This is a genomic window from Tabrizicola sp. (assembly GCF_036781545.1).
Taxonomy (GTDB): Bacteria; Pseudomonadota; Alphaproteobacteria; order Rhodobacterales; family Rhodobacteraceae; genus Tabrizicola.
On sequence record NZ_DAIQAT010000050.1, the window covers coordinates 1 to 21,487 of the forward strand.

Sequence of the window (21,487 nt, forward strand, 5' to 3'; positions counted from 1 at the left end):
CGTTGCCCGTGGCACCCGCGACGACGACCTTGTAGCCCATCGGGGTTCTCCTTGTGCGTTCCCGCCCTTCGGGAACGGAGGGCTGTTAGCGCATGGGACGCGGGGGGGAAAGCGGATTCGTGGGTCTGGTCAGTCGGTCCGGTCCTGCGACAGCAGGTAGATCACAAGGCCCAGCGCGGTGGTCACGGCGAAGAACAGGAAGACGGCCTGAAACGGCGCGACGGGGGGCACGGCAACGGTCGCGGCATGGATGCGGCCGGTGGCGATCTGGGCGACGCCGATGGGTGCAATCCCGAACAGGTTCAGAAGCGTGACGCCCCGGCCCATCAGATGCGGCGGGAAGAAGGCGCGGCCATGGGCGATGACCATCGGGAAGCTTGCGCCGAAGAATCCCGCGGCGACCAGAAACGCGGTTGCGACGGCGGGGGGTGCGGCGGCGAACCACCAAAGCCCGGCGAGGCAGGCCACCGTCAGCGCATTGCCGCCGAAGATCACCCATTTCCGGGTGCCGAGCCAGCGGTCCAGCGGGCCGTAGGCAAAGTTGCCCGCGACCATCGCCAGCCCGATCCAGAGGCCGACCTTGCCGATCTCGATCTGGTTCGCACCATGGACATCGGCGAAATAGGGGCCTACCCACAGCCCGCGCAGCCCGGCGATGGGCATGTAGCAGACCACCATCATCGCCAGGATTGGCCAGATCGCCGGTATGCGAAGAAGATCAACCAGCGTTCCGTCCCGCGCGGTGTCGAGCCTTGGCGGATTGCGGACCAGCGCCAGGATCGCCAGTGCCACGGCCCCGGTGATCGCCGCCAGACCAAGCACGGTCTCGCGCCAGCCGAAGGCCTCGACCGCAGCCGACAGGGGCAGCGAGGAAGCCACGTTGCCAAGCGCCCCGATGCCGATGCTCAGCCCCGCGAGCGTGCCGAAGACGGCGGGAGCGAACTGGCGCGCGAAGATGAAGTAGCTGGCCATCAGGACCGGCGCGCAGCCCACACCGATCAGCGCCATGGCCAGCTTGATCTGGAAGCCCCCCGTCGCCTGCGAGAAGAGCACCGCCCCGCCGGCCCCCACCGCCATGAGCACTCCGGCGGTAAGGCGCGGGCCGATCCGGTCCAGCGCCCATCCGATGGGGATCTGCATCGCCGCGAAAGCCAGGAACCACCAGCCCGAGGCCGCAGCCAGATCCGCCGCCGTCACGTGCAGCTCCGTGGTCAGCACCGGGGTCAACACCGCCAGGAAGGCGCGGTAGAACTGGCTCAGGACATAGGCGAGGACGAGAGCAGCGATGCCGATGTGCATGGGCGGGCCTTTCGGGGTCGGCAGGTTGTGGCAAGCACGCCGCCCCGGCGCAAGGCCGATTTCTTCGAAGAAAGCAGGACAAAGCCGACAAGGGCTCTGTCCCGGAGTTTTCGAAACCTACGGCCCCGGCGGGACTTGCGGGAATCCCGATCCCGGCGTCTGATGCAGGGGTCCCGCCTGGAGGTTCCGATGCGCCTGTCGCTGTTCCCCGCCCTGCTCCTCGCCACCCCGGCGCTTGCCAACGACGGTTTCGGCGGGCTCTCCGCCACCGGCCTGACCTTCGGCCGGACCGAGGCCGTGGCGATGGAGGAGGAGTGGCTCTTCATCGGCATCGACACGATCGCCGTCGACTATACCTTCCGCAATACCAGCGACACGGATGTCACCGGAGAGGTGATCTTCCCCCTGCCGCCCATCGCGGTCTGGTCGGGCTACGAGTCGATGATGAACCTGCCCGAGGACCTGACCCGCCCCGACGTGGTGGACTTCACCGCCATGGTCGACGGCCAGCCGGTCGATGTCACCATCGACCGCATCGCGATCCTCGAAGACGGCTATGACGATGCCGAGCCGCCCTCGAAGCAATACGACAACCCCGGTCGCGACGTGACTGCCGAGCTCGACCGCCTCGGTATCCCGCTGACGCTCGATTACCAGGCGGCGCGTGACGTGCTCCTGTCCTTCCCCGAAGAGACGCGCAATGAACTCGCCGCGCTGGGGCTGGCGGAATATTACGACGGCGACGCCGAACAGGGCATTTCGCCGGATGTCTGGGGCGCCTGGTCCATCGTCACCCGCTATCACTGGACGCAGACCTTCCCTGCGGGGAAGGTCGTGAAGATCAGCCACAGCTATACCAACCGCCCGCCGGGGGGCCTGTTCTACTGGAGCGATCCGCCCGAGGATTACCAGACCTACCTGGTCGACGAATATTGCATCGACACGGGCACCTCGAAGGCGCTGGCAAAGGCGCTGAAGAATCCGGCGGGCGACGAGGCGGGCAATTACGGCACCTCGTGGAACATTTCCTATGTGCTGCGCACCGCGAACAGCTGGGCCGGGCCGATCGGCAAGTTCACCCTGACGCTCGACAAGGGCGATCCGAAGAATGTCATCTCGCTTTGCGCTGACGGTGTCCGGAAGACCGGCCCGACAACCTTTGTCGTCGAGAAGACGAATTACACGCCCGAGCGCGACCTTGAGGTGCTGATCGTTCAGCCGATGACGCAGGACTAGGCTGGCACCGCCTGGATCGACCGCTCGCGGATCGGCAGGTGGACGATGGCCGAGAACGCGCCCACGCCGACGCCGATCCACCAGACCAGCGTGTAGTCGCCGTTCAGGTCATACATCCGCCCCCCCAGCCAGACGCCGAGGAACCCGCCGATCTGGTGGCTGAGGAACACCACGCCGTAGAGCGTGCCCATGTAGCGGATGCCGTAGATATGCGCGACCAGCCCCGAGGTCAGAGGCACGGTGGCGAGCCAGAGCGAGCCCATGACGGCGGAGAAGACCAGCACGCTTGCCGGGGTGATCGGCATCAGGATGAAGGTCGCCGCCGCGAGGGTCCGGCCGACATAGATCCCGAACAGCAGATATTTCTTTGTATAGCGCTTGCCGAGCCACCCTGCCGTCAGCGTGCCGACGATGTTGAAAAGCCCGATCACAGCGATGGAGACCGCGCCCAGCGCCGAGGTCGTGGTGATCCCCAGTCCCGCCAGCGTGGAACCCGCGTCGATGGGCGAGCACAACTCGGTCACGAAGGCGGGAAAATGCGCGGTGATGAAGGCCAGCTGATAGCCACAGGAGAAGAAGCCGAGGAAGATCAGCGTATAGGACGGGTCCTTGAAGGCGCGGACCAGGACGGTGCCCAGGCTTTCCTCCAACTCTTGCCGGCTGGCAAGCTGCGGGCTGCGCAGGAAGGGTAGCGCGGCCAGCGTCGCGAGGATCACCACGGCGAAGATCGTGAAGACGGTCTGCCAGTGATAGCTTTGCAGCAGGAACTCGGCGGTCGGCGCCCCGAAGACCTGCCCGGCGGACCCGGCGGCGGTGGCGATCCCCAGCGCCATTGACCGGTTCTCGGGCGAGGAGGCCCGGCCCACGATGGCCAGGATCACGCCGAATCCGGTCCCGGCGATGCCGAAGCCCACCAGGATCGCCAGCAGCTGATGCTGGCCCGGCGTCACCGCATGGGCCGACAGCACCAGCCCCGCCGCGTAAAGCAGCGCCCCGGCGATGATCGCCTTGCGGTCGCCGAACCGTTCCGCCATCGCCCCGAACAGGGGCTGCCCGATCCCCCAGGCCAGGTTCTGGATCGCGATGGCCAGCGAGAAATCCGACCGCAGCCAGCCGAACTCGGTCGCGATGGGGATCTGGAACACCCCGAAGCTGGCGCGGATCGCGAAGGAGATCATCAGGATCACGCAACCGGCGATCAGGACGGGGGTGATCAGGGGGGCTTTGGTCATGTCGGTCTCCGGGCGCCGGGGTCGGAACCTGCGCTGCCCGGCAAGGCGCGTCAAATGGAGAATTGTGATGGATACAGCAACGAACGGAGATGGTTCGGCCCCCTGACGGACTTTCGTGGCTGATGTGCCGCAGCCTGCCGGATTCTGCAGGATTTGATGGGGCCGGGAACGCTTTGGCCTTTTGCAGCGACGTGACCCCCGCTATGGCCCGCTCGCGATTCCGGCATTGGGGGGTGGGAAATGTCCGACTGGTGGCGTGGCGCCGTGACCTATCAGGTCTATCCCCGGTCGTTCCAGGACACGAATGGCGATGGCGTCGGGGACCTGCCCGGCATCACCCGGCGCCTGCCCTATCTGGCCAGCCTCGGGGTGGACGTGGTCTGGCTGTCGCCCTTCTTCAAGAGCCCGATGAAGGACATGGGCTATGACGTCTCGGACTATTGCGATGTCGACCCGGTCTTCGGCAACCTGGCCGATTTCGACGCGCTGATCGCCCGGGCGCATGACCTGGGCCTGAAGGTGATCATCGACCAGGTCCTCAGCCACACCTCCGACCAGCACCCGTTCTTTGCCGAAAGCCGCCGCGACCGGCTGAACCCCAAGGCCGACTGGTATGTCTGGGCCGACCCCAAGCATGACGGGACGCCGCCCTGCAACTGGCTCTCGGTCTTCGGCGGCCCGGCCTGGCAATGGGATGCGCGCAGGAAGCAGTATTACATGCACAATTTCCTGGCCTCGCAACCCGACCTGAACTACCACAACCCGGCGGTGCAGGACTGGGCGCTGGAGGTGATGCGCTTCTGGCTGGAGCGCGGGGTGAATGGCTTCCGCCTCGATACCGTCAACTACTTCTTCCAGGATTCCCTCTTTCGCGACGACGCGGCGGACTACCGGGTGAAGAAGGAACCCGAGGGCAACCCCTACGGGATGCAATACCACCTCTTCTCGAAGAACCAGCCCGAGAACCTTCTGTGGATGGAGCGTATCCGCAGCCTCCTCGACGAATACGGCGCGACCTCGGTGGGCGAGATGGGCGAGTCGCATCACGCCATCCAGATGATGGGGGAATACACCGCGCCGGGGCGCCTGCATCAGTGCTATTCCTTTGAACTGATGGGCTACGATTTCGACGCCGCTTTCTTCCGCGACCGGATCGAGGGCTTCTTCAAGGGCGCGCCCCAGGGCTGGCCGATGTGGGCCTTCTCGAACCACGATGTCGTCCGCCACGCGACCCGCTGGGCGAAGCATGGCGAAAGCGTCGACGATCTGGCGAAACAGACGGGCTCGCTGCTCCTCGCCTTCGAGGGTTCGATCTGCCTCTGGGAAGGCGAGGAACTGGGCCAGACCGACACGCCGCTCGACTTCGAGGAACTGACCGACCCGCAGGGGATCAATTTCTGGCCCGAGCCCATCGGCCGCGACAACACCCGCACGCCGATGGTCTGGGATGCCACGCCCAATGCTGGCTTCACCACCGGCAAGCCCTGGCTGCCGGTCAAGGCCGAGCAGGCCGCGCGTCATGTCGCGGGGCAGGAGGGCGCGCAGGGGTCGGTGCTGGAGCATTACCGGGCGGTGCTGGCTTTCCGGAAGGGCTCGGCGGCGCTGCGCACGGGCAAGACCCGCTTCCTGACCCTGCGCGAGCCTATTCTGGGCTTCGTGAGGGGCGAGGGGGAGGGGGCGCTTCTCTGCCTCTTCAACCTGTCGCCCGTCGCCCTGTCGGTCACGGTCGCGGGCGTCGAGGCGCCGACCGGTCCGTCGATCCATGCGGTGCTGCAGGGCGACCGGCTGACGCTGGGCCCCAATGCGGCGGCCTTCCTGCCGGTGACGGGCACGGTCGCCGTTCAGGGCTGAGCCGCCCGCGCGTGGGCAGATTGCCCGCGCCTGTGAAATCAACGGCTTGCGCGGGCGGATTCAGAACCGGTTAAGGGTTGGACGGCCGGGTCGACGGGCGATCCGATCGGACAGCTAGATGATGACCTGCGGCTCGGGCAGGCCCTTCGCGGTGCCGGGGAACGCGAAGAGCTGGCCCGAGGCCGGGTGCCGCGCGCGGGCTTCGGCATCCATGTGCTCAAGCGCGGTGGTCACGTAAAGCGTGGTCAGGTCCGGGCCGCCAAAGGCCGGGCACGAGGATTGCGGCGCGTCCGGCGTCTCGACCGCCTGCAGGAAGGCGCCGTCGGGGGCATAGCAGGCCACCCGTCCCGCGCCCCATTGCGCATTCCAGAACCGCCCCTCGGCATCGACCACCGCGCCGTCGGGGTTCAGGCCCGCACGGTCGAGGTCGAGCCAGACTTCCGGCTCGCCCACCGGCCAGCCCTGCGCGTCGAGCGCGACCTTCATCACCTGACCAAGGGGTGTGTCGGCGAAATGCGCGGCGGTGCCGTCGGGCGTGAAGCAGATCGCGTTCGGGATCGAAATCCCCTTGAACAGCTGCCGCACTTCGCCCCGGTGCCAGCGCCAGATCGCGCCTGCGCCCTTTTCCGCCTTTTTGCCCATCGTGCCGAACCAGAAGCCGCCCTGCCGGTCGGCACGGCCGTCGTTCGACCTCGTGTCCGCGCTGCCGACCTCGGCGACCGCGTGTTCGGTGCCGGTCGCAAGGTCGAAGCGGATCAGCCCCGTCTCGCTGGCCAAGAGAAGCTCGTCGCGGGATATCCAGCCCGCCGCGGAGACATAGCCGGAGAAGCTCCAGGACCGGGCTTGTGAATGAAGAGTCCGGTTCAGGATGTCGAACCAGAACAACTGTTCACGAACCGGGTGCCAGAGCGGGCCTTCGCCCAGTTCGCAGGCGCGGGAGTCAAAGATCATCGGAAGACCTCGTCATGGGCCGCCACGACGGCGGCAGCTTTGCTGGCAATTTCTGCGGCGGAAAGGCCGGGGGTGTAAAGCGCGGTGCCGATGCCGAATCCACTCGCCCCGGCGCGGACCCAATCGGCGAAGTTCGCGGGCCCGGCGCCGCCGACGGCATAGACGGGCAGGTCCTTCGGCAACACGGCGCGGATCGCCTTCAGCCCCTCGGGCCCGATCAGGCTGCCGGGGAAGAACTTCAGCCCCGTGGCCCCGGCTTTGATCGCGGCGAAGCATTCGGTCGGCGTCATAACCCCTGGCCAGGACGCCATGCCGGCGGCGCGGGTGGCCCGGATCACCTCTACGTCGCAGTTCGGCGAGACGACCAGGGTGCCGCCCGTCGCTTTCACCTGCGCCACCTCCTCGACCGTCAGCACCGTCCCTGCGCCGATCTCGGCCCCCGGAACGGCGGCGACCATCGCGGCGATCGAGGCGAAGGGATCGGGCGAGTTCAGCGGCACCTCGATCCTCGTGATCCCGGCGGCGACCAGCGCCTGTGCGGCGGCGGCGGCCTCGGGCGGGGTGATCCCGCGCAGGATGGCGATCAGGTTGCGGTGGGTCATCGGGCAGCCTCGGTTTCAGGGGAAAGCGAGGCGAGGCCCGCAAGGGTGCAGTCGGTGGCCGACAGGCGCGGCGCCTCGACCCCCTGCGCGGCGAGTGCGCGGGCATAGGCGGCGGAAAGCGTCTCGGCCCCCACCAGCGTGACGCGCTGGCCCAGCCAGTAAGGTTTTGCCGCAGCCAGTTCGATGCCGATCAGCAGGCCGGACAGCCGGGCGCGGGCGGCCTGTGGGGAAAGGCCCACGATCAGCCCCTCGGCCCGCAGCGCGAAGAGGCGCGCACCGATCCGCTCGGGGCGGGAAAGGGCATCCGAAACCCCTGTATCGAAGGCGGCGTCATCCCAGCCGTCGCCCTGCATCCCGTGCCGCAGCACCGACTGTTCCGACAAGAGCGCGAACAGCTCGCCGGTCATGAAGGTCTGGAAGCTGACGACCTCGCCCGCGCTGACATGCGCCCATTTGGAATGGGTGCCGGGCAGGCAGATCACCCCGTCATAGCCGGGCATCAGCCGCAGGACCCCTGCGATCTGCGTCTCCTCGCCGCGCATCACGTCGGCGGGTTGGACCTGCTTCAACCCCGGCGCAATCGACACTTGCAGCCGTGGGTCGGTGACAGGCGCCAGCGCCAGCGCATCCCGGTCCAGTGGCGGGCAGGGCACGGTGCGATAGGGTACCTCGCACCAGCCCTGGCGGCTGCCGACCATGCCGCAGGCGACGACCGGGGGCCGTTCCGAAAGCCACGGCGAGATCAGCCGCAGAAGCGCGGGCTCAAACCCTTCTCGCGGAAGCCTGCCCATGCCGTCGTCGCTTGTCGCCTCGGCCAGCACACGGCCATCGGCGCCCATCGCCCAGGCGCGCAGGTTCGAGGTGCCCCAGTCGACGGCAATCCAGGCGGGATCCACGGCACCTGTCATGACGAGATATACCCCCCGTCCAGGATCAGCGTCTGCGAGGTCATCATCCGCGAGGCATCCGAGGCCAGGAAGAGCACCGTCCCCGCCACGTCTTCGGGCTGGATCGGGTCGGGCAGGCACTGGTGCGACAGATGCGCGGCCAGCCCTTCCGGCGTGACCCAATGCTCTTTCTGCCGCTCGGTCAACACCCAGCCGGGCGCGACGGCGTTGACGCGGATGCGGTCCGGCCCGAACTCGCGCGCCAAGGTCCGGGTCAACCCGACGATCCCGGCATTGGCGGTGATATAGGCGGCATAGCCCTTGTCGGCCATCATGAAGCTGATCGAGGAGAAGTTGACGATGCTGCCCCCGCCTGCCGCTTTCATTCCGGGAATGACCGACTGGCAGGCGAAGAAATAGGACCGCAGGTTGACGTTGATCGACCAGTCCCAGAAGGTCTCATCCGTTCTCAGGGTTTCGTGCCGCTGGTCGTTCGCGGCGTTGTTGACCAGCACGGTGATCGGCCCGTTCGCCTTGGCCGCCGTATCCAGAGTCAACTGCAACTGGTCCGTCACCGAGATGTCGCAGGGCAGGAACAGCGGGCGGTTCCCCGTGGCCGCCTCCATCGCGTCGCAGAAGGGCGTCGCATCGGAGCGCTGGCAGAAGGCTACCTTCGCCCCCTGGCGCAGGAAGGCCTCGGTCAGGGCCGCGCCGATGCCCGATCCGCCGCCGGTGACGAAGACGGATTGGCCCTTCAGGTCGGGAAAGCTGGGGTCGGTCATGTCTTGCGTCCTTCGCAGGCTCTCATGGTCGGGGGCGTCAGGATGCCAGCGGTCTCTGGCTTGGGCCAGCCTGCGTCACGGTTGTTCGCGCGCCCGGCACCCCTGGAAAAACCTGACAGCGCGCCGGAGGTTCCAGCCCGGCGTGTCGGCTGGCGCGGTGCATTTGCCTTTGTTTCATTATTTGAAACCTTGTCTTGAATATTGAAAGTTATGTCGCGCACGGCTATTCCTGTCAACAGGAGGAAGCGGGCGATGAAGGCCGAAGGGCATCCGGACGGCACGGTCGGCAAGGCGCTGGATGTCCTTGACATGGTGGCGGGCCATGGCCGCCCTGTGCGGTTCTCGGACCTTCTGGCGCAGGCGCAGTATCCCAAGGCCACGCTCTATCGGCTGCTGCAAACGCTGACCAATCAGGGGATGCTGATGCTCGACCCCGATCTTGGCACCTATGCGCTGGGCCTCCGACTGGTGCGGCTGGCCCATGGCGCCTGGGCGCAGTCCTCGCTCGCGCCGATTGCGCGGCCCTGGCTGGATGAACTGGCCGCGCAGACCGGCGAGACGATCCATCTTGCCCAGCTGGACCAGGGCCAGGTGCTGTACATCGACAAGTGCAATGCCGCGCGGCCGGTGGAGATGTTCGCGCAGGCGGGCAAGGTCGGTCCGGCCTATTGCACGGGGGTCGGCAAGGCGATGCTGGCCTGGCTGCCACCGGATGCGCTGGACGACGCGCTGGCCCGGCAATCCTTCCACCGTCACACGCCGCAGACCCTGACCAGCCGCGAGGCGCTGCTGGAGGAAATGGAGGCGATTCGCCGGCGCGGCCATGCCTGGGACCACGAAGAGCACGAGGCCGGAATCATCTGCTGCGCGGTGCCGATCCTGTCGCGCGCGGGCCGGGTGATGGGGGGGCTGTCGGTCACGTCGACCACGGCACGGACGACGCTGGAGGCGCTGGGGGCGCGGGCGCCGCTGATCAGGGACATCGCGGCGAAGATCGCCGCCGCTGCGGAAAGCTGGCGCTTTCCCGAACCGCCGTCGGCGCAGGCCAGCTGACACCGCTTGCTTGCGACCGAGTCACGCTTCGCTGGCGGTTCGCCCTTGTGAAGCGAAGACGAAGCCGCACGAGGGGGAATCTGTCAACAAACCCCTAACGTCCAAAGGCAACTGATTGGTTTCGCAGGATAATGCAAACTGTCCGCGCGTGGACAGGTTAGTGCCCCGCCAGGAACTTCTCCGCATCCAGCGCCGCCATGCAGCCCATCCCGGCGCTGGTCACCGCCTGCCGGTAGATATGGTCCGTCAGGTCCCCCGCCGCGAAGACGCCGGGAATCGCGGTGCGGGTCGAGCCCGGCTCCACCACCACATAGCCCCCCGAATGCAGCGGCAACTGGTCCCGCACCAGCTCGGAGGAGGGCGCATGGCCGATCGCCACGAAGAACCCGTCGCAGGGCAGCACCTCCTCTGCCCCGGTCTTCACGTTGCGGACCCTCACCCCGGTCACGCCCAGCGATGCCTCGGTTCCCAGGATCTCAGTCACTTCGCTGTTCCAGACCACGGCGATCTTGGGGTTCTTGAACAGGCGGTCCTGCAGGATCTTCTCGGCGCGGAAGCTGTCGCGGCGGTGGACCAGCGTCACTTTCGAGGCGAAATTGGTGAGGAACAGCGCCTCTTCGACCGCCGTGTTGCCGCCGCCGATCACCACCACTTCCTTGCCGCGATAGAAGAACCCGTCGCAGGTCGCGCAGGCCGAAACGCCGAAGCCCTTGAACTTCTCCTCGCTGGGCAGCCCCAGCCATTTCGCCTGCGCCCCGGTGGCGAGGATGACCGCATCGGCGGTGTAGGTGGTGCCGCTGTCGGCCGTCGCGGTGAAGGGGCGTTTGGAGAGGTCGAGCGAGGTGATGTAGTCCGAGATCACCTCGGCCCCCATCGCTTTGGCATGTTCCTCCATCCGGACCATCAGGTCGGGACCTTGCACTTCCGTATCGCCGGGCCAGTTTTCCACTTCGGTGGTGATGGTCAGCTGGCCGCCGGGCTGCAACCCCTGGATCAGGATCGGCTCCAGCATCGCGCGGGCGGAATAGACCGCGGCGGTATAGCCCGCGGGGCCGGAGCCGATGATCAGAACCTTGGTATGCCGCGCGTCGCCCATGCTGTCCCCCGTATGCCGGCCCCCGATATAGACGTCCGCGAAGGGGGCGGAAAGCCCCCGCATGACGGGGTTGCCGAGGGCGCAGGGATCGTTTTCTTGCGCGATGTTGAAATATTATTGCGCAACTGGCGCCTCGCGCGTAAGTAAGGCGCGACAACGGAGACACCATGGCCGCGCACAAGCTTGACCCCATCGACCGCCAGATTCTGGCCGAGTTGCAGGCCGATGGCCGGATGACCAATGTCGAGCTGGCGAGCCGGGTGGGCATTTCGGCGCCGCCCTGCCTGCGCCGGGTGCGGGCGCTGGAAGAGCAGGGCTATGTCCGGGGCTATCATGCCGACATCAACGCGCGGGAACTGGGCTTCGAGGTCCAGGTCTTCGCCATGGTGCGGCTGTCGAGCCAGGCCGAGGCCGATCTTGCCGCCTTCGAGGCACGTTGCCGGGCCTGGCCGCTGGTCCGCGAATGTCACATGCTGAACGGCGAGATCGACTTCATCCTGAAATGCGTCTCGCCCGACTTGTCGACCTTCCAGAGCTTCCTGACCGAGGAACTGCTGAAGGCCGATCATGTGGCCAATGTGAAGACTAGTCTGGTGATCCGCTGTGCGAAGGACGAGCCGGGCCTGCCCTTCGACGTGCTGGAAGCGCGGCTGGCGAGAAACGCCTGAGCCGCCGCTTAGCAGGATAGTGCTTGTCGTGAGGGCCCAGTCACTGGGCAGTCTAAGAATTTTCTAGAAAATTCTTAGACTTAGCGCGTCAGCGGGCGGCGTCGGAAACCTGGCGCGTCGCGGTCTTCAGCCGCATGGCAAAGCCCTTCTGGCCGGAGACCATCGCGGTGCGGCCCGAGGTCTGACGCGCCGATGCGCGGGCGACGACGCGGCTGTCTTCGCCATCGCCGACGGTTTCAAGAATGGAGAGGATCCAGCGGCGTCTGGTCTTCATCTGGATGATCATCGCTTTCCCCGTCGCAATACAACCTGACAGGGAAAGAGTTGACCGGAGATTGCGGCAGGGTTGGGGAAGAACCGTGCAGCAATCGGAGCATTTTCATGCCGACTTTCGCCGTCTTATAGCCTTATTGTCGAGATGAGCCGTCCGTAATCGGCCTCTCCGGCATGGGTGGTGCGGCGGAAGGAATAGAACCGCGCGGGGTCGCGGTAGGTGCAATGGCCGGTCCATTCCGCCTGTTTCACCCCGGCATTGCGCAGGCGATGCAGGCCGTAGCCCGGCAGGTCGAAGAGCATCCGGTCGCCCTCGCCATTGGCGAAGAAGCGGGTACTGGCCTCGTCCTCGGCGCGGAAGCGGTCCAGAAATTCCGGGCCAACCTCATAGGCCGCCTGGCTGATCGTGGGGCCGATGACGGCGGTGATGTTCGAGCGGCGCGCCCCAAGCGCCTCCATCGCGTCGAGCGTGGCTTCCAGCACCCCGTCCACGGCCCCGCGCCAGCCGGCATGGGCGGCGCCGATCACCTTCGCCTGCGGGTCGGCAAAGAGGACGGGCTGGCAGTCGGCGGTCAGCACGGCGAGGAGGAGGCCGGGGGTCGCCGTCACCAGCGCATCGGCCTCGGGGCGGATCGAGAGGGGGCCGGTGACCGGCAGGGCCCTGGCCGAATGGACCTGATGGACCGTGACCAGCATTTCCGGCCCGACGCCCATCGCCTCGGCGACGCGGGCGCGGTTGATGGCGACGATCTCGGTCTGGTCGGACGATCCCGTGCCGCAGTTCAGCCCTGCGAAGATGCCCGAGGAGGCCCCGCCCTTGCGGGTGAAGAAGCCGTGGGGGGCTTGCAGAGCGTCGGAGGTGATGAGTTCCAGCGTGGAGTGCATCAGGCGAATCCGGGAGGTGGCGGGGCACCGGCGGAGGTCATGGCCAGCACCTTGAACAGCGAACCCATTTCCGAGGGATCGGTCAAGCGCCGATGCGCGGCACGGTGGCTTTCCAGCGCAGCGCCGGTCAGGTTGCGGGCCAACCGCTCGGCGCGGGCGTCGATGCCGAGGCGGGTCAGAACCGCCCCCTGGGTGTCCCAGGCGAAGGTTTGCGCCAGCGCGGCAAGCGGTTCGAAATCGACATGGGCGGTGAGGTCGGCTTCGCCCGGATGCGCGAGGGGATCGTCGGGCGCGTGGTTGCGCAGGGCTTGCAGCGTGTCGCCCTGCGAGCGCCAGCCGCCATAGTCGATCCAGTAGGCGACGCCGCCGTGACGGGCGATGCGGGTGGACACTTCGGCCGCGGCATGGCGGGCGGGAAGATTGTCCTCGACCAGCGCGCCCTCGGGGGCATGGCGGAAGGCGGGGGTGTCGGGAACCTGGGGCAGGGGGGCGGAGAGGCCGAAGGTGAGCTGGTCGTCGCGGAGGCCGATCAGCCGCTCCTGCCAGCCCTGGGGGCCGCGAATGAACTGGCGGATCGGCAGGGCGTCGAGGAATTCATTGGCGATGAGGAAGAGAGGGGTCTCGGGCAGGTCCTGGACGCGGTCGATCCAGCTTGGCTGGTAGGTGGCGAGGGGGACGGCCTGCACATCGCGCAGGCGGGGGGAGGCTTCGACCAATGTCAGGCGGGCGGCCTCGTGGAAGCCGGACACCGTGCGGGTGGCGCGCAGAATGTCCGCCATCAGCGTGCCGCGACCGGGGCCAAGTTCGGCAAGGGTGAAGGGGGCGGGCGAACCGCGGTCGAGCCAGGCCTGCGCCAGCGCGAGGCCCAGAAGCTCGCCGAACATCTGGCTGATCTCCGGCGCGGTGGTGAAGTCGCCCCCCGCGCCGAACGGGTCGCGGGTGGTGTAGTAGCCGTGGACGGGGTGCAAGAGGCACTCGGCCATGTAGTCGGCCACGGTGATCGGCCCGGTCTCGCGGATGCGTTCGACCAGAAGGCGGGCGAGGGGGGTCATTGCTTCCGGGCGCGAAGGATGAACCACAGCCCGGCGGCGATCATCGGGAGCGACAGGAGCTGGCCCATCGTCAGGCCGTAGTCCCCGGCCTGCACGGCCCAGCCGACGGGATTGCCGGGCGAGACGAACTGCGCGTCGGGCTGGCGGACGAATTCCACCAGGAAGCGGGCCACGCCGTAGCCTGCCAGGAACAGACCCATCAGCGCGCCGGGGCGCTTGAACCAGCCCCTGCGGAAGGCGAGCCAGGTCAACACGACCAGCAGCAGAAGCCCCTCCAGCGCGGCCTGGTAAAGCTGGCTGGGGTGTCGGGCACAGGCACCCACCAGCTGCGGGCAGGTCTGCGCCGCGGCGCCGGGGAAGATCACGCCCCAGGGCAGGTCGGTCGGGCGGCCCCAAAGCTCGGCGTTGACGAAGTTCGACAACCGGCCCAGCCCCAGCCCCACGGGTGCCGCGATGGCGAGGAGGTCGCCCATGGACAGCATCGGGATCTTCTCGCGCCGGCAGAACCAGATGCCTGCCAGCACCACCCCGGCAAAGCCGCCGTGGAAGGACATGCCGCCCTCCCAGACGAAAGGAATGCGCCAGGGTTCGGCGAGGAAGGTGGCGGGTTCGTAGAAGATCACATAGCCGATCCGTCCGCCGAGGATGACGCCGAGCACCGCCCAGGTGAAGAAGCGCTCCACCTGTTCAGGGGTCAGCGGCGGGCCGTCGGCCCAGAGGCGGGGCGTCCGGATGGCGCGCAGGATGATCCACCAGCCGTAAAGAAGGCCCGCCATATAGGCCAGGGCATACCAGCGCAGGGCGAAATCGTGGCCGAAGAGCGTGACCGAGAAGACGTTGGGCGAGATGTCGGGGAAGGGGATCATGCGGGCCCTCATCGGTTCGGGACCGCTTGTCGCGGGCAGGGCGGGCGATGTCAACCGCGCCTTGCCCCGCGGGCGGGGCGGGGCCATATAGAGGTGAAGCGCAGGAGGTTGCCCATGCAGACCCGCAACAAGTTCTTCGACGACATGAGCCAGCTCATGACCAATGCGATGGGCGTGGCCCAGGGCGCGAAGACCGAGGCCGAGACGGCGCTCAAGGGTTTCGTCGACCGCTGGATGGCCGACCGGGATTTCGTGACCCGCGAGGAATTCGACGCCGCCCGTGCCATGGCGCAGAAGGCGCGCGAGGAAAACGCCGCGCTGGAGGCCCGGATCGCGGCGCTGGAGGCGGTGCTGGCGAAGAAGAAGGGCTGACGGACGCGCTGGCCGCACGGGAGATGTGCGGAAATCCCCGTGGCGGGAAGCTGCCCGGTCGCATAGGATCGACGCCGAACCGATGCGTGAGGCACCCCTGATGTCCATCCACCCTGAAACCCGCGTGGGCCATGTCCATCTCAAGGTCGCCGATCTCGACCGGGCGATCGCCTTCTATTCCGGGATACTCGGGTTCGACGTGACCCAGCGCTATGGCAAGCAGGCGGCCTTCCTGTCGGCGGGCGGCTATCACCATCATATCGGCCTGAACACCTGGGAAAGCCTTGGCGGCTCGCCGCCGCCGCCGGGCCATACCGGGCTTTATCATTCCGCTTTCCTGTTTCCCGACCGCAAGGCGCTGGCCCAGGTCCTGAAGCGGCTGGTCGCGGCGGGCTATCCCCTGACCGGGGCTACCGATCACGGCGTGTCCGAGGCGCTTTACCTCGACGATCCGGATGGCAACGGCGTGGAGCTTTACCGCGACCGCCCCGAAGCCGACTGGCCCCGGGCCGCGGATGGATCGCTTTCGATGATCACCAGACGGCTGGACGTAGAGGCGCTGCTGGCCGAAGCGGACTGATCACGTCCGGATCAGCCGGAAGGCGGCCGAGGCGCCCCAGCCCGCCAAGGCGGCCAGCACCAGCGAGACGAGCCCATAGACCAGCGGCTGCTGCATCGCGAGGTTGTAGATGAACCGCTCCAGCCCCTCTTTGCGGACCCCGATCACCCGTTCCTGGCTGGCGACCACATGCTTGTTGCGCAACAGGAACAGCCGCACCTTGTATTCGCCCTCGGTCAGGTTGGAGGGCAGTTCGATATCGGTGCGGAAAAGCGTGTCTTCGGTCAGCTCGACCTTGCCTTCCAGGATGCGGTAGCGGCCTTCGTTGGTGCGCACGCGCAGAAGAGCCAGGATGAACTCGCCCGACCGGTCGGCCTCGGATGCGATGCCGACGGTGCGGATCACCCGCTCGATGGTGATGCCATAGCGCAGGTTGTCGATGTCCGAGAGAATGTGGCTCAGCGGGCCGGTGGTGGCGACGGCATAGAAGCTGGGGGCGCTGCTGATGTTGACCGAAGCGTTGTTGACCCAGATCCCCGCGACGCGGTCCTTGCGGCGGACGGCGACGGGGGTGGAGGGTCCCTCGACCGTGATGATCACCTCCAGCGGCCCGCCACCCGGCGGGGGGGCGTCGCGTTTCACCGCGCCGTAGATCAGGATCTCGGAGCCATCGAAATCGGCGGTGATCGAGACGCGGTTCTGGCTCATCCCCGCGACGATCATCTCCTGCGCGGCAGCGGGCAGTGCCAGCGCCAGGCTGAGGGCGAGCGCGCGGATCACGGCAGGACACCGGGTGTCACGGAGTAAAGCTCGTCAGGGGTGACCAGAAGATCGGCTGCGATGCGGATCGCGACCGTAAGGACGAGGAGCGACAGCAGGATACGCAACTGTTCGGCCTTGAGCCGGACACCGACCCGCGTGCCGATCTGCGCGCCGACGACGCCGCCGAGGATCAGGAGCAGCGCCAGCATCATGTCGACCGACTGGCTGTTCACCGCATGCATGACGGTGGTGAAGCCGGTGACGAAGATGATCTGGAACAGAGAGGTGCCGATCACGACCTTGGTCGGCATCCCCAGCAGATAGATCATCGCCGGCACCAGCACGAACCCGCCGCCGACCCCCATGATCGCGGCAAGGAAACCCACGGCCGCACCGATCAGCGCCGGGGGGATCACGCTGATGTAAAGCCCGCTGGCGCGGAACTTCATCTTGAAGGGCAGGCCATGCACCCAGGAATGGACATGCGCGCGGCGGATCGGTGCCCCCGGCTTTCGCGAGCGGAGCAGGCTGCGCAGGCTTTCCTGGAACATCATCGCCCCGATCAGGCCCAGGAACAGCACATAGGACAGCTGCACGAACAGGTCGATCTGGCCCAGCCGCGTCATCCAGGCGAAGACCCAGACCCCGATGGCCGAGCCGACGAACCCGCCCAGCAGCAGGACGGTGCCCATGTGGAAATCCACCCCCTTGCGCCGAAGCTGCGCCAGCACGCCCGAGACCGAGGAGGCGACGACCTGGTTCGCGCCGGTGGCCACGGCGACGGCGGGGGGGACCCCGATGAAGAACAGAAGCGGCGTGATCAGGAAGCCGCCGCCGACCCCGAACATGCCCGACAGGAACCCCACGATGCCGCCCAGCCCCAGAATGAGGAAGGCATTGACCGAGACCTCGGCGATGGGAAGATAAAGCTGCATCGAGGCGGCCAGTGCAGAAGCGAAAGCGGCGGAGTGTTCAAAGGGTTGCGCGCCTTTGCCGGGGATGTCAAACCCCGATTCGTCTCACTTTCGTGAGCGCAGGAATTCCCGCAGGATGCGTTCCAGTTTTGCCGCACCCAAGGGGGCCATCGCCTTGGTGTGCTCGTGGCTGATCTGTTCGTCCGACATGCCGGCGGCCATGTTGGTGATGGTGGAAATCGCCGCGACCCTCAGCCCCAGAAAGCGGGCGAGGATCACCTCGGGGACGGTGGACATGCCGACCGCATCGCCGCCCAGAAGCTTCAGCATCCGGATTTCGGCGGGGGTCTCGAAGGAGGGCCCGGAATACCAGCAGTAGACGCCCTCCGGCAGGTCGATGCCCTGCGCCACGGCAGCCGCTTCCAGCGCCCCGCGCAGGCCCGGGTCATGCGCGTCGGTCATCGGGACAAAGCGGGCGTCGGTCTTCTCGCCGATCAAGGGGTTCAGCCCGGAATAGTTGATGTGGTCCGAGAGGAGCATCACGCTGCCCGGCGGAATGTCCGGGCGCATCGAGCCTGCGGCATTGGTCAGGATCAGGCTCTCTGCCCCCAGCGCTTTCAGCACCTGCAAGGGCAAAAGCATCGCCCGCGGATTGCCGGATTCGTAGTAATGCTCGCGCGCGCCGAAGACGGCGACCCGGACGCCCTCCAAGGTCCCCACATGCAGGTGCGGGTTGTGCCCCGAGACGCCGACATGCGGAAAACCGGGCAGGTCGGCATAGGGGATCGCCACCCCATCGACCGCCTGCGCCAGATGGCCGAGGCCGGAGCCGAGGATCAGGCCAAGCGCGACCGGGGCGTCCCCGCCGCGGGAGCGGATCAGGCGGGCAAGGGTCTCGGCGCCGGACATGGCCTAGCGTTCCTTCACATAAGGCTCGCCCCCCGCGCGGGGCGGGATCGCCTTGCCGACGAAGCCTGCGAGGACGAGGACGGTCAGGATATACGGAAGCGCGTCGAGGAAGGGGACCGGGACCTTCACCTGCGCCACCCGCTCCACCACGTCGGGGCGTAGGGCCAACGCCTGGAAGAAACCGAACAGAAGGCAGGCGCCCATCGCCTGCACCGGGCGCCACTTGGCGAAGATCAGCGCGGCAAGCGCGATATAGCCGCGCCCGGCGGTCATCTCCTTGCCGAAGCCCGCTTGCAGCGCCGTTGCCATATAGGCCCCGGCGAGGCCGCAGAGGACCCCGGTGATCATCACGGCCGAAAAGCGCAGCCCCTTGACGCTGACCCCGGCGGTATCGACCGCAGCGGGGTTTTCGCCCACCGCGCGCAGGCGCAGGCCATAGCGTGTGCGGTAGAGCACCCACCAGGTCAGCGCGACGATGACGAAGGCGGCATAGACCAGGATCGAATGGCCCGAGATCACCTCGGCATAAAGCGGGCCCAGCACCGGGACCGGCCGCAGCGCCTCGACGAAGGGCAGGTGCAGTTCGCCGAAGCGGGCGGCGCCGGTCAGGGGCGGGGTGCGGCCGCCCTGGCCGAAGAGGCTCTGCGCCGCCAGCACCGTGAGGCCCGAGGCGAGGAAGTTCAGCGCCACCCCGGCGATCAGCTGGTTGCCGCGGAAGGTGATCGACGTCACCCCGTGGATCAGCGCAAAGGCCAGCGACCCGGCGATCCCCGCCAGCGCACCGACCCATGCCGACCCGCTGTAATAGGCGACCGCGCCCGCGCACATGGCGGCGACCAGCATCTTGCCCTCCAGCCCGATGTCGAAGACGCCGGAGCGTTCGGAATAGAGCCCCGCGAGACAGGCCAGCAGCAAGGGCGTCGCCAGCCGCAGGGTGGAGTCGAGGAGTTGCAGGAGCGTGTTGTAGTCCATCACGCGGCCTCCAGTCTGGCGGGGCGGAAGAGGGCGAAGATGCGGGTCAGCAGCATCCGCACCATCATGTCGAGCGCGCCGGTGAAGAGGATCACCAGCCCCTGCACCACGGTACGGAGTTCAATGGGGATCTTGGTCCAGAGGCCCAGTTCGGCTCCGCCCTGGAACAGGAAGCCGAACAGAAGCGCGGCCAGCACCACGCCGACCGGGTGGTTGCGGCCCATCAGCGCGACGGCGATGCCGATGAAGCCCGCCCCCGAAGCCGAGTTGCCGAGAAGCCGCTCCGCCTCGCCCATCACGTTGTTGATCGCCATCATCCCGGCAAGCCCGCCCGAGATCAGCATGGCGATCATGATGATCCGGGTCGGGTTGATTCCGGCATAGCGGGCGGCGGGCTCGGATTTGCCGAAGGCGCGGATCTGGTAGCCGAGCCGGGTGCGCCAGAGAAGGAGCCAGACCACCACCGCCATGGCCAGCGCGATGAAGAAGGTGACGTTGGCGGGAACCTTGCTTTCGAAGATCAGATTCACGCCCGGAATTTCATTGAACCTTGGCAGATGCGCCTGGGGCGGGAAGTTCGCGGTGGCCGGGTCCATCTTACCGGGGGGGCGCAGCACGTCGACCAGCATGAAGATCATCAGGCTGGCGGCGATGTAGTTGAACATGATCGTGGTGATGACGATATGGCTGCCACGCTTGGCCTGAAGGTAGGCCGGAATCGCCGCCCAGGCCGCGCCAAACAGCGCCGCGCCGACCGAGGCCCCGGCCAGCGCCAGCGTCCAGTGCGGCCAGGGGATGAAGAGGACGGTCAGCGCCACGCCGAGGCCGCCCAGCTGCGCCTGTCCCTCGCCGCCGATGTTGAAGAGGCCCGTATGGAAGGCCACGGTCACCGCCAGCCCGGTGAAGATGAAGCTGGTGGCGTAGTAGAGTGTATAGCCCCAGCCATAGGCGTTCATCACCGACCCTTCGACCATCACCGTGATCGCCTCCCACGGGTCCTGCCCGATGGCGAGGATGACCAGCGCCGAAAGGATCGCGGCCAGGGTCAGCGAGACGAGGGGGACAAGGGCGACATCGGCCCAGCGCGGCAGGCGGTCCATCAGGCGGCCCTTCTTGCTTCAAGGTCTTCGTGACGGTGCGGCGCCTGCATCTCCCTCCCTTCCCAAGGGGGGGAGGGGAGGCGCCCGTATCTGTCGTCTTGCACAGACGCCATCACGCCGCCTCCCCTTTCCCCGTCACCCCGGCCATCAGGAGGCCAAGCTCCCGCTCGTCCGTGGTCTCGGGGTCGCGGAGGCCCATGATCCGGCCGTCGAACATCACGGCGATGCGGTCGGAGAGGCTCATGATCTCGTCCAGCTCGACGCTGACCAGGAGGATCGCCTTGCCCTGGTCGCGCAACGCGATGATCTGGTTGTGGATGAACTCGATCGCGCCGATGTCCACGCCGCGGGTGGGCTGGCCGATCAGCAGGAGATCCGGGTCCTGCTCCATCTCGCGGGCAACGACGATCTTCTGCTGGTTGCCGCCGGAGAAGCTTTTCGCGGGCAGCCAGCAGTCGGGCGGGCGCACGTCGTATTTCTGCATCTTCGCGCGGGTGTCGTCGCGCAGCGCGTCATTGTCCATGAAGAGCGCGTTCTTGCGGTATTCCGGCTCGGCGAAATAGCCGAAGGCCATGTTCTCCCAGGCGGTGAAGTCCATGATCAGCCCGTGGTGCTGGCGGTCCTCGGGCACATGGGCGATGCCCACACGGCGGCGGCTTTGCCCGTCGGCGCCCGGGCCGGTCAGCGGCAGGGCGGCGCCATTCAAGAGGATGCTGCCCTCGGCGCGGTCATGGGCTTCCAGCATCCCGCCCAGCACGGCCAGAAGCTCGGACTGGCCGTTCCCCGCCACCCCGGCGATGCCGAGGATTTCGCCCGCGCGGATCTCGAAGCTGACGCCTTTCAGCCGCTCCACCTTGTGCTCGTCGCGGACGCGCAGGTTCTGGACCGACAACACCACCGCGCCCGGTTTGGCGGGGCCTTTCTCCACCTCCAGCAGCACCTTGCGGCCCACCATCAGCTCGGCCAGCTGCTCGGGGCTGGTCTCGGCGGTCTTCACCGTCGCGACCATTGTGCCGCGCCGCATGACGCTGACGTTGTCGGTCGCCTCCATGATCTCGCGCAGTTTGTGGGTGATCAGGATCACCGTCTTGCCCTGCTCTTTCAGTCCTTTCAGGATGCGGAACAGGTGGTCGGCCTCGTCGGGGGTCAGGACGCCCGTGGGCTCG

The 21,487-nt window shown here is 67.2% G+C and carries 23 protein-coding genes; 6 read left to right on the top strand and 17 right to left on the bottom strand.

Going from position 1 to position 21,487, the window contains the following annotated elements; all coding sequences use genetic code 11:
- Positions 1–129: 129 nt before the first annotated feature.
- Entirely contained in the window at positions 130–1,299 is a 1,170-nt protein-coding gene (locus tag V7Q39_RS09900) for an MFS transporter (protein WP_333816411.1), read from the bottom strand.
- A gap of 162 nt (positions 1,300–1,461) precedes the next feature.
- Between V7Q39_RS09900 and V7Q39_RS09905 the strand changes: the two genes are divergently transcribed.
- Entirely contained in the window at positions 1,462–2,535 is a 1,074-nt protein-coding gene (locus tag V7Q39_RS09905; RefSeq protein WP_333816413.1) for a DUF4424 family protein, read from the top strand.
- Here V7Q39_RS09905 and V7Q39_RS09910 read toward each other — a convergent pair.
- The gene (locus V7Q39_RS09910; RefSeq protein WP_333816414.1) at positions 2,532–3,767 is read right to left on the bottom strand and encodes an MFS transporter; all 1,236 of its coding nucleotides are present in this window, start codon (positions 3,765–3,767) and stop codon (positions 2,532–2,534) included. The two genes, V7Q39_RS09905 and V7Q39_RS09910, sit on opposite strands and share 4 nt — an antisense overlap.
- 240 nt (positions 3,768–4,007) lie before the next feature.
- Here V7Q39_RS09910 and V7Q39_RS09915 point away from each other — a divergent pair, with 240 nt between their 5' ends.
- Complete coding sequence (locus V7Q39_RS09915) at positions 4,008–5,618, top strand: alpha-amylase family glycosyl hydrolase (protein ID WP_333816415.1); 1,611 nt, start codon at positions 4,008–4,010, stop codon at positions 5,616–5,618.
- Positions 5,619–5,732: 114 nt separating this feature from the next.
- Here V7Q39_RS09915 and V7Q39_RS09920 read toward each other — a convergent pair whose 3' ends face one another.
- Genes V7Q39_RS09920 through V7Q39_RS09935 form a run of 4 tightly spaced genes read right to left on the bottom strand, consistent with a single transcriptional unit; the run spans position 5,733 to position 8,840 of the window.
- A complete protein-coding gene (locus V7Q39_RS09920) occupies positions 5,733–6,569 on the bottom strand; it encodes an SMP-30/gluconolactonase/LRE family protein (RefSeq protein WP_333816416.1) in 837 nt (278 codons plus the stop codon).
- Entirely contained in the window at positions 6,566–7,171 is a 606-nt protein-coding gene (locus tag V7Q39_RS09925) for a 2-dehydro-3-deoxy-6-phosphogalactonate aldolase (RefSeq protein ID WP_333816418.1), read from the bottom strand. The genes V7Q39_RS09920 and V7Q39_RS09925 overlap by 4 nt, the downstream gene beginning before the upstream one ends.
- Positions 7,168–8,079 carry a 2-dehydro-3-deoxygalactonokinase gene (locus V7Q39_RS09930; protein WP_333816419.1) on the bottom strand — a complete coding sequence of 304 codons (912 nt, stop codon included), beginning with the start codon at positions 8,077–8,079 and terminating at the stop codon, positions 7,168–7,170. The genes V7Q39_RS09925 and V7Q39_RS09930 overlap by 4 nt, the downstream gene beginning before the upstream one ends.
- A complete protein-coding gene (locus V7Q39_RS09935; protein ID WP_333816420.1) occupies positions 8,076–8,840 on the bottom strand; it encodes an SDR family NAD(P)-dependent oxidoreductase in 765 nt (254 codons plus the stop codon). The genes V7Q39_RS09930 and V7Q39_RS09935 overlap by 4 nt, the downstream gene beginning before the upstream one ends.
- 252 nt (positions 8,841–9,092) lie before the next feature.
- Here V7Q39_RS09935 and V7Q39_RS09940 point away from each other — a divergent pair, with 252 nt between their 5' ends.
- Complete coding sequence (locus tag V7Q39_RS09940; RefSeq protein ID WP_333816421.1) at positions 9,093–9,893, top strand: IclR family transcriptional regulator; 801 nt, start codon at positions 9,093–9,095, stop codon at positions 9,891–9,893.
- Positions 9,894–10,050: 157 nt separating this feature from the next.
- Here V7Q39_RS09940 and trxB read toward each other — a convergent pair whose 3' ends face one another.
- Positions 10,051–10,989 carry a thioredoxin-disulfide reductase gene (gene trxB / locus V7Q39_RS09945; protein ID WP_333816422.1) on the bottom strand — a complete coding sequence of 313 codons (939 nt, stop codon included), beginning with the start codon at positions 10,987–10,989 and terminating at the stop codon, positions 10,051–10,053.
- A 167-nt stretch (positions 10,990–11,156) separates the two neighbouring features.
- On the opposite strand from trxB, the gene V7Q39_RS09950 reads away from it, so the two are divergent.
- The gene (locus V7Q39_RS09950; RefSeq protein ID WP_333816423.1) at positions 11,157–11,657 is read left to right on the top strand and encodes an Lrp/AsnC family transcriptional regulator; all 501 of its coding nucleotides are present in this window, start codon (positions 11,157–11,159) and stop codon (positions 11,655–11,657) included.
- Between the two features lie 88 nt (positions 11,658–11,745).
- Here the strand turns inward: V7Q39_RS09950 and V7Q39_RS09955 are convergent, their stop codons facing one another.
- From V7Q39_RS09955 to lgt, 4 genes are all read right to left on the bottom strand, one after another.
- Entirely contained in the window at positions 11,746–11,943 is a 198-nt protein-coding gene (locus V7Q39_RS09955) for a hypothetical protein (RefSeq protein ID WP_333816424.1), read from the bottom strand.
- A gap of 113 nt (positions 11,944–12,056) precedes the next feature.
- Positions 12,057–12,815, bottom strand: coding sequence for a peptidoglycan editing factor PgeF (gene pgeF / locus V7Q39_RS09960; protein WP_333816425.1), 759 nt, complete (start codon positions 12,813–12,815; stop codon positions 12,057–12,059).
- The gene (locus V7Q39_RS09965; protein WP_333816426.1) at positions 12,815–13,867 is read right to left on the bottom strand and encodes a class I SAM-dependent methyltransferase; all 1,053 of its coding nucleotides are present in this window, start codon (positions 13,865–13,867) and stop codon (positions 12,815–12,817) included. The genes pgeF and V7Q39_RS09965 overlap by 1 nt, the downstream gene beginning before the upstream one ends.
- Positions 13,864–14,733 (bottom strand): prolipoprotein diacylglyceryl transferase, encoded by an 870-nt coding sequence (gene lgt, locus V7Q39_RS09970; RefSeq protein WP_443082505.1) that lies wholly within the window; start codon positions 14,731–14,733, stop codon positions 13,864–13,866. Before lgt ends, V7Q39_RS09965 begins: the two co-directional genes overlap by 4 nt.
- A gap of 114 nt (positions 14,734–14,847) precedes the next feature.
- Here lgt and V7Q39_RS09975 point away from each other — a divergent pair, with 114 nt between their 5' ends.
- Together V7Q39_RS09975 and V7Q39_RS09980 are read left to right on the top strand one after the other, a co-directional pair.
- Entirely contained in the window at positions 14,848–15,105 is a 258-nt protein-coding gene (locus tag V7Q39_RS09975; RefSeq protein ID WP_333816428.1) for an accessory factor UbiK family protein, read from the top strand.
- A gap of 100 nt (positions 15,106–15,205) precedes the next feature.
- Positions 15,206–15,685: a VOC family protein gene (locus V7Q39_RS09980; RefSeq protein WP_333816430.1), complete on the top strand. Its 480-nt coding sequence runs from the start codon at positions 15,206–15,208 to the stop codon at positions 15,683–15,685.
- Here the strand turns inward: V7Q39_RS09980 and V7Q39_RS09985 are convergent, their stop codons facing one another.
- The 6 genes from V7Q39_RS09985 to V7Q39_RS10010 form a co-directional block, all read right to left on the bottom strand.
- Positions 15,686–16,444, bottom strand: a complete 759-nt coding sequence (locus tag V7Q39_RS09985; RefSeq protein ID WP_333816432.1) for a TIGR02186 family protein — start codon at positions 16,442–16,444, stop codon at positions 15,686–15,688.
- Positions 16,441–17,361, bottom strand: coding sequence for a sulfite exporter TauE/SafE family protein (locus V7Q39_RS09990; protein WP_333816433.1), 921 nt, complete (start codon positions 17,359–17,361; stop codon positions 16,441–16,443). The genes V7Q39_RS09985 and V7Q39_RS09990 overlap by 4 nt, the downstream gene beginning before the upstream one ends.
- Before the next feature lie 84 nt (positions 17,362–17,445).
- Entirely contained in the window at positions 17,446–18,249 is an 804-nt protein-coding gene (locus tag V7Q39_RS09995; RefSeq protein WP_333816435.1) for a purine-nucleoside phosphorylase, read from the bottom strand.
- 3 nt (positions 18,250–18,252) lie between these two features.
- Positions 18,253–19,221 (bottom strand): ABC transporter permease, encoded by a 969-nt coding sequence (locus tag V7Q39_RS10000; RefSeq protein WP_333816436.1) that lies wholly within the window; start codon positions 19,219–19,221, stop codon positions 18,253–18,255.
- Complete coding sequence (locus V7Q39_RS10005; protein ID WP_333816437.1) at positions 19,221–20,321, bottom strand: ABC transporter permease; 1,101 nt, start codon at positions 20,319–20,321, stop codon at positions 19,221–19,223. Before V7Q39_RS10005 ends, V7Q39_RS10000 begins: the two co-directional genes overlap by 1 nt.
- A gap of 112 nt (positions 20,322–20,433) precedes the next feature.
- Positions 20,434–21,487: ABC transporter ATP-binding protein (locus V7Q39_RS10010; RefSeq protein ID WP_333816438.1), on the bottom strand; the 1,054-nt coding region annotated here is incomplete at its 5' end.

Bases quoted from the DNA above. Each gene is read 5' to 3' on its own strand.
- V7Q39_RS09900 (WP_333816411.1), bottom strand. From the start codon at position 1,299: ATGCACATCGGCATCGCTGCTCTCGTCCTCGCCTATGTCCTGAGCCAG.
- V7Q39_RS09905 (WP_333816413.1), top strand. From the start codon at position 1,462: ATGCAGGGGTCCCGCCTGGAGGTTCCGATGCGCCTGTCGCTGTTCCCC.
- V7Q39_RS09910 (WP_333816414.1), bottom strand. From the start codon at position 3,767: ATGACCAAAGCCCCCCTGATCACCCCCGTCCTGATCGCCGGTTGCGTG.
- V7Q39_RS09915 (WP_333816415.1), top strand. From the start codon at position 4,008: ATGTCCGACTGGTGGCGTGGCGCCGTGACCTATCAGGTCTATCCCCGG.
- V7Q39_RS09920 (WP_333816416.1), bottom strand. From the start codon at position 6,569: ATGATCTTTGACTCCCGCGCCTGCGAACTGGGCGAAGGCCCGCTCTGG.
- V7Q39_RS09925 (WP_333816418.1), bottom strand. From the start codon at position 7,171: ATGACCCACCGCAACCTGATCGCCATCCTGCGCGGGATCACCCCGCCC.
- V7Q39_RS09930 (WP_333816419.1), bottom strand. From the start codon at position 8,079: ATGACAGGTGCCGTGGATCCCGCCTGGATTGCCGTCGACTGGGGCACC.
- V7Q39_RS09935 (WP_333816420.1), bottom strand. From the start codon at position 8,840: ATGACCGACCCCAGCTTTCCCGACCTGAAGGGCCAATCCGTCTTCGTC.
- V7Q39_RS09940 (WP_333816421.1), top strand. From the start codon at position 9,093: ATGAAGGCCGAAGGGCATCCGGACGGCACGGTCGGCAAGGCGCTGGAT.
- trxB (WP_333816422.1), bottom strand. From the start codon at position 10,989: ATGGGCGACGCGCGGCATACCAAGGTTCTGATCATCGGCTCCGGCCCC.
- V7Q39_RS09950 (WP_333816423.1), top strand. From the start codon at position 11,157: ATGGCCGCGCACAAGCTTGACCCCATCGACCGCCAGATTCTGGCCGAG.
- V7Q39_RS09955 (WP_333816424.1), bottom strand. From the start codon at position 11,943: ATGATCATCCAGATGAAGACCAGACGCCGCTGGATCCTCTCCATTCTT.
- pgeF (WP_333816425.1), bottom strand. From the start codon at position 12,815: ATGCACTCCACGCTGGAACTCATCACCTCCGACGCTCTGCAAGCCCCC.
- V7Q39_RS09965 (WP_333816426.1), bottom strand. From the start codon at position 13,867: ATGACCCCCCTCGCCCGCCTTCTGGTCGAACGCATCCGCGAGACCGGG.
- lgt (WP_443082505.1), bottom strand. From the start codon at position 14,733: ATGATCCCCTTCCCCGACATCTCGCCCAACGTCTTCTCGGTCACGCTC.
- V7Q39_RS09975 (WP_333816428.1), top strand. From the start codon at position 14,848: ATGCAGACCCGCAACAAGTTCTTCGACGACATGAGCCAGCTCATGACC.
- V7Q39_RS09980 (WP_333816430.1), top strand. From the start codon at position 15,206: ATGTCCATCCACCCTGAAACCCGCGTGGGCCATGTCCATCTCAAGGTC.
- V7Q39_RS09990 (WP_333816433.1), bottom strand. From the start codon at position 17,361: ATGCAGCTTTATCTTCCCATCGCCGAGGTCTCGGTCAATGCCTTCCTC.
- V7Q39_RS09995 (WP_333816435.1), bottom strand. From the start codon at position 18,249: ATGTCCGGCGCCGAGACCCTTGCCCGCCTGATCCGCTCCCGCGGCGGG.
- V7Q39_RS10000 (WP_333816436.1), bottom strand. From the start codon at position 19,221: ATGGACTACAACACGCTCCTGCAACTCCTCGACTCCACCCTGCGGCTG.
- V7Q39_RS10005 (WP_333816437.1), bottom strand. From the start codon at position 20,321: ATGGACCGCCTGCCGCGCTGGGCCGATGTCGCCCTTGTCCCCCTCGTC.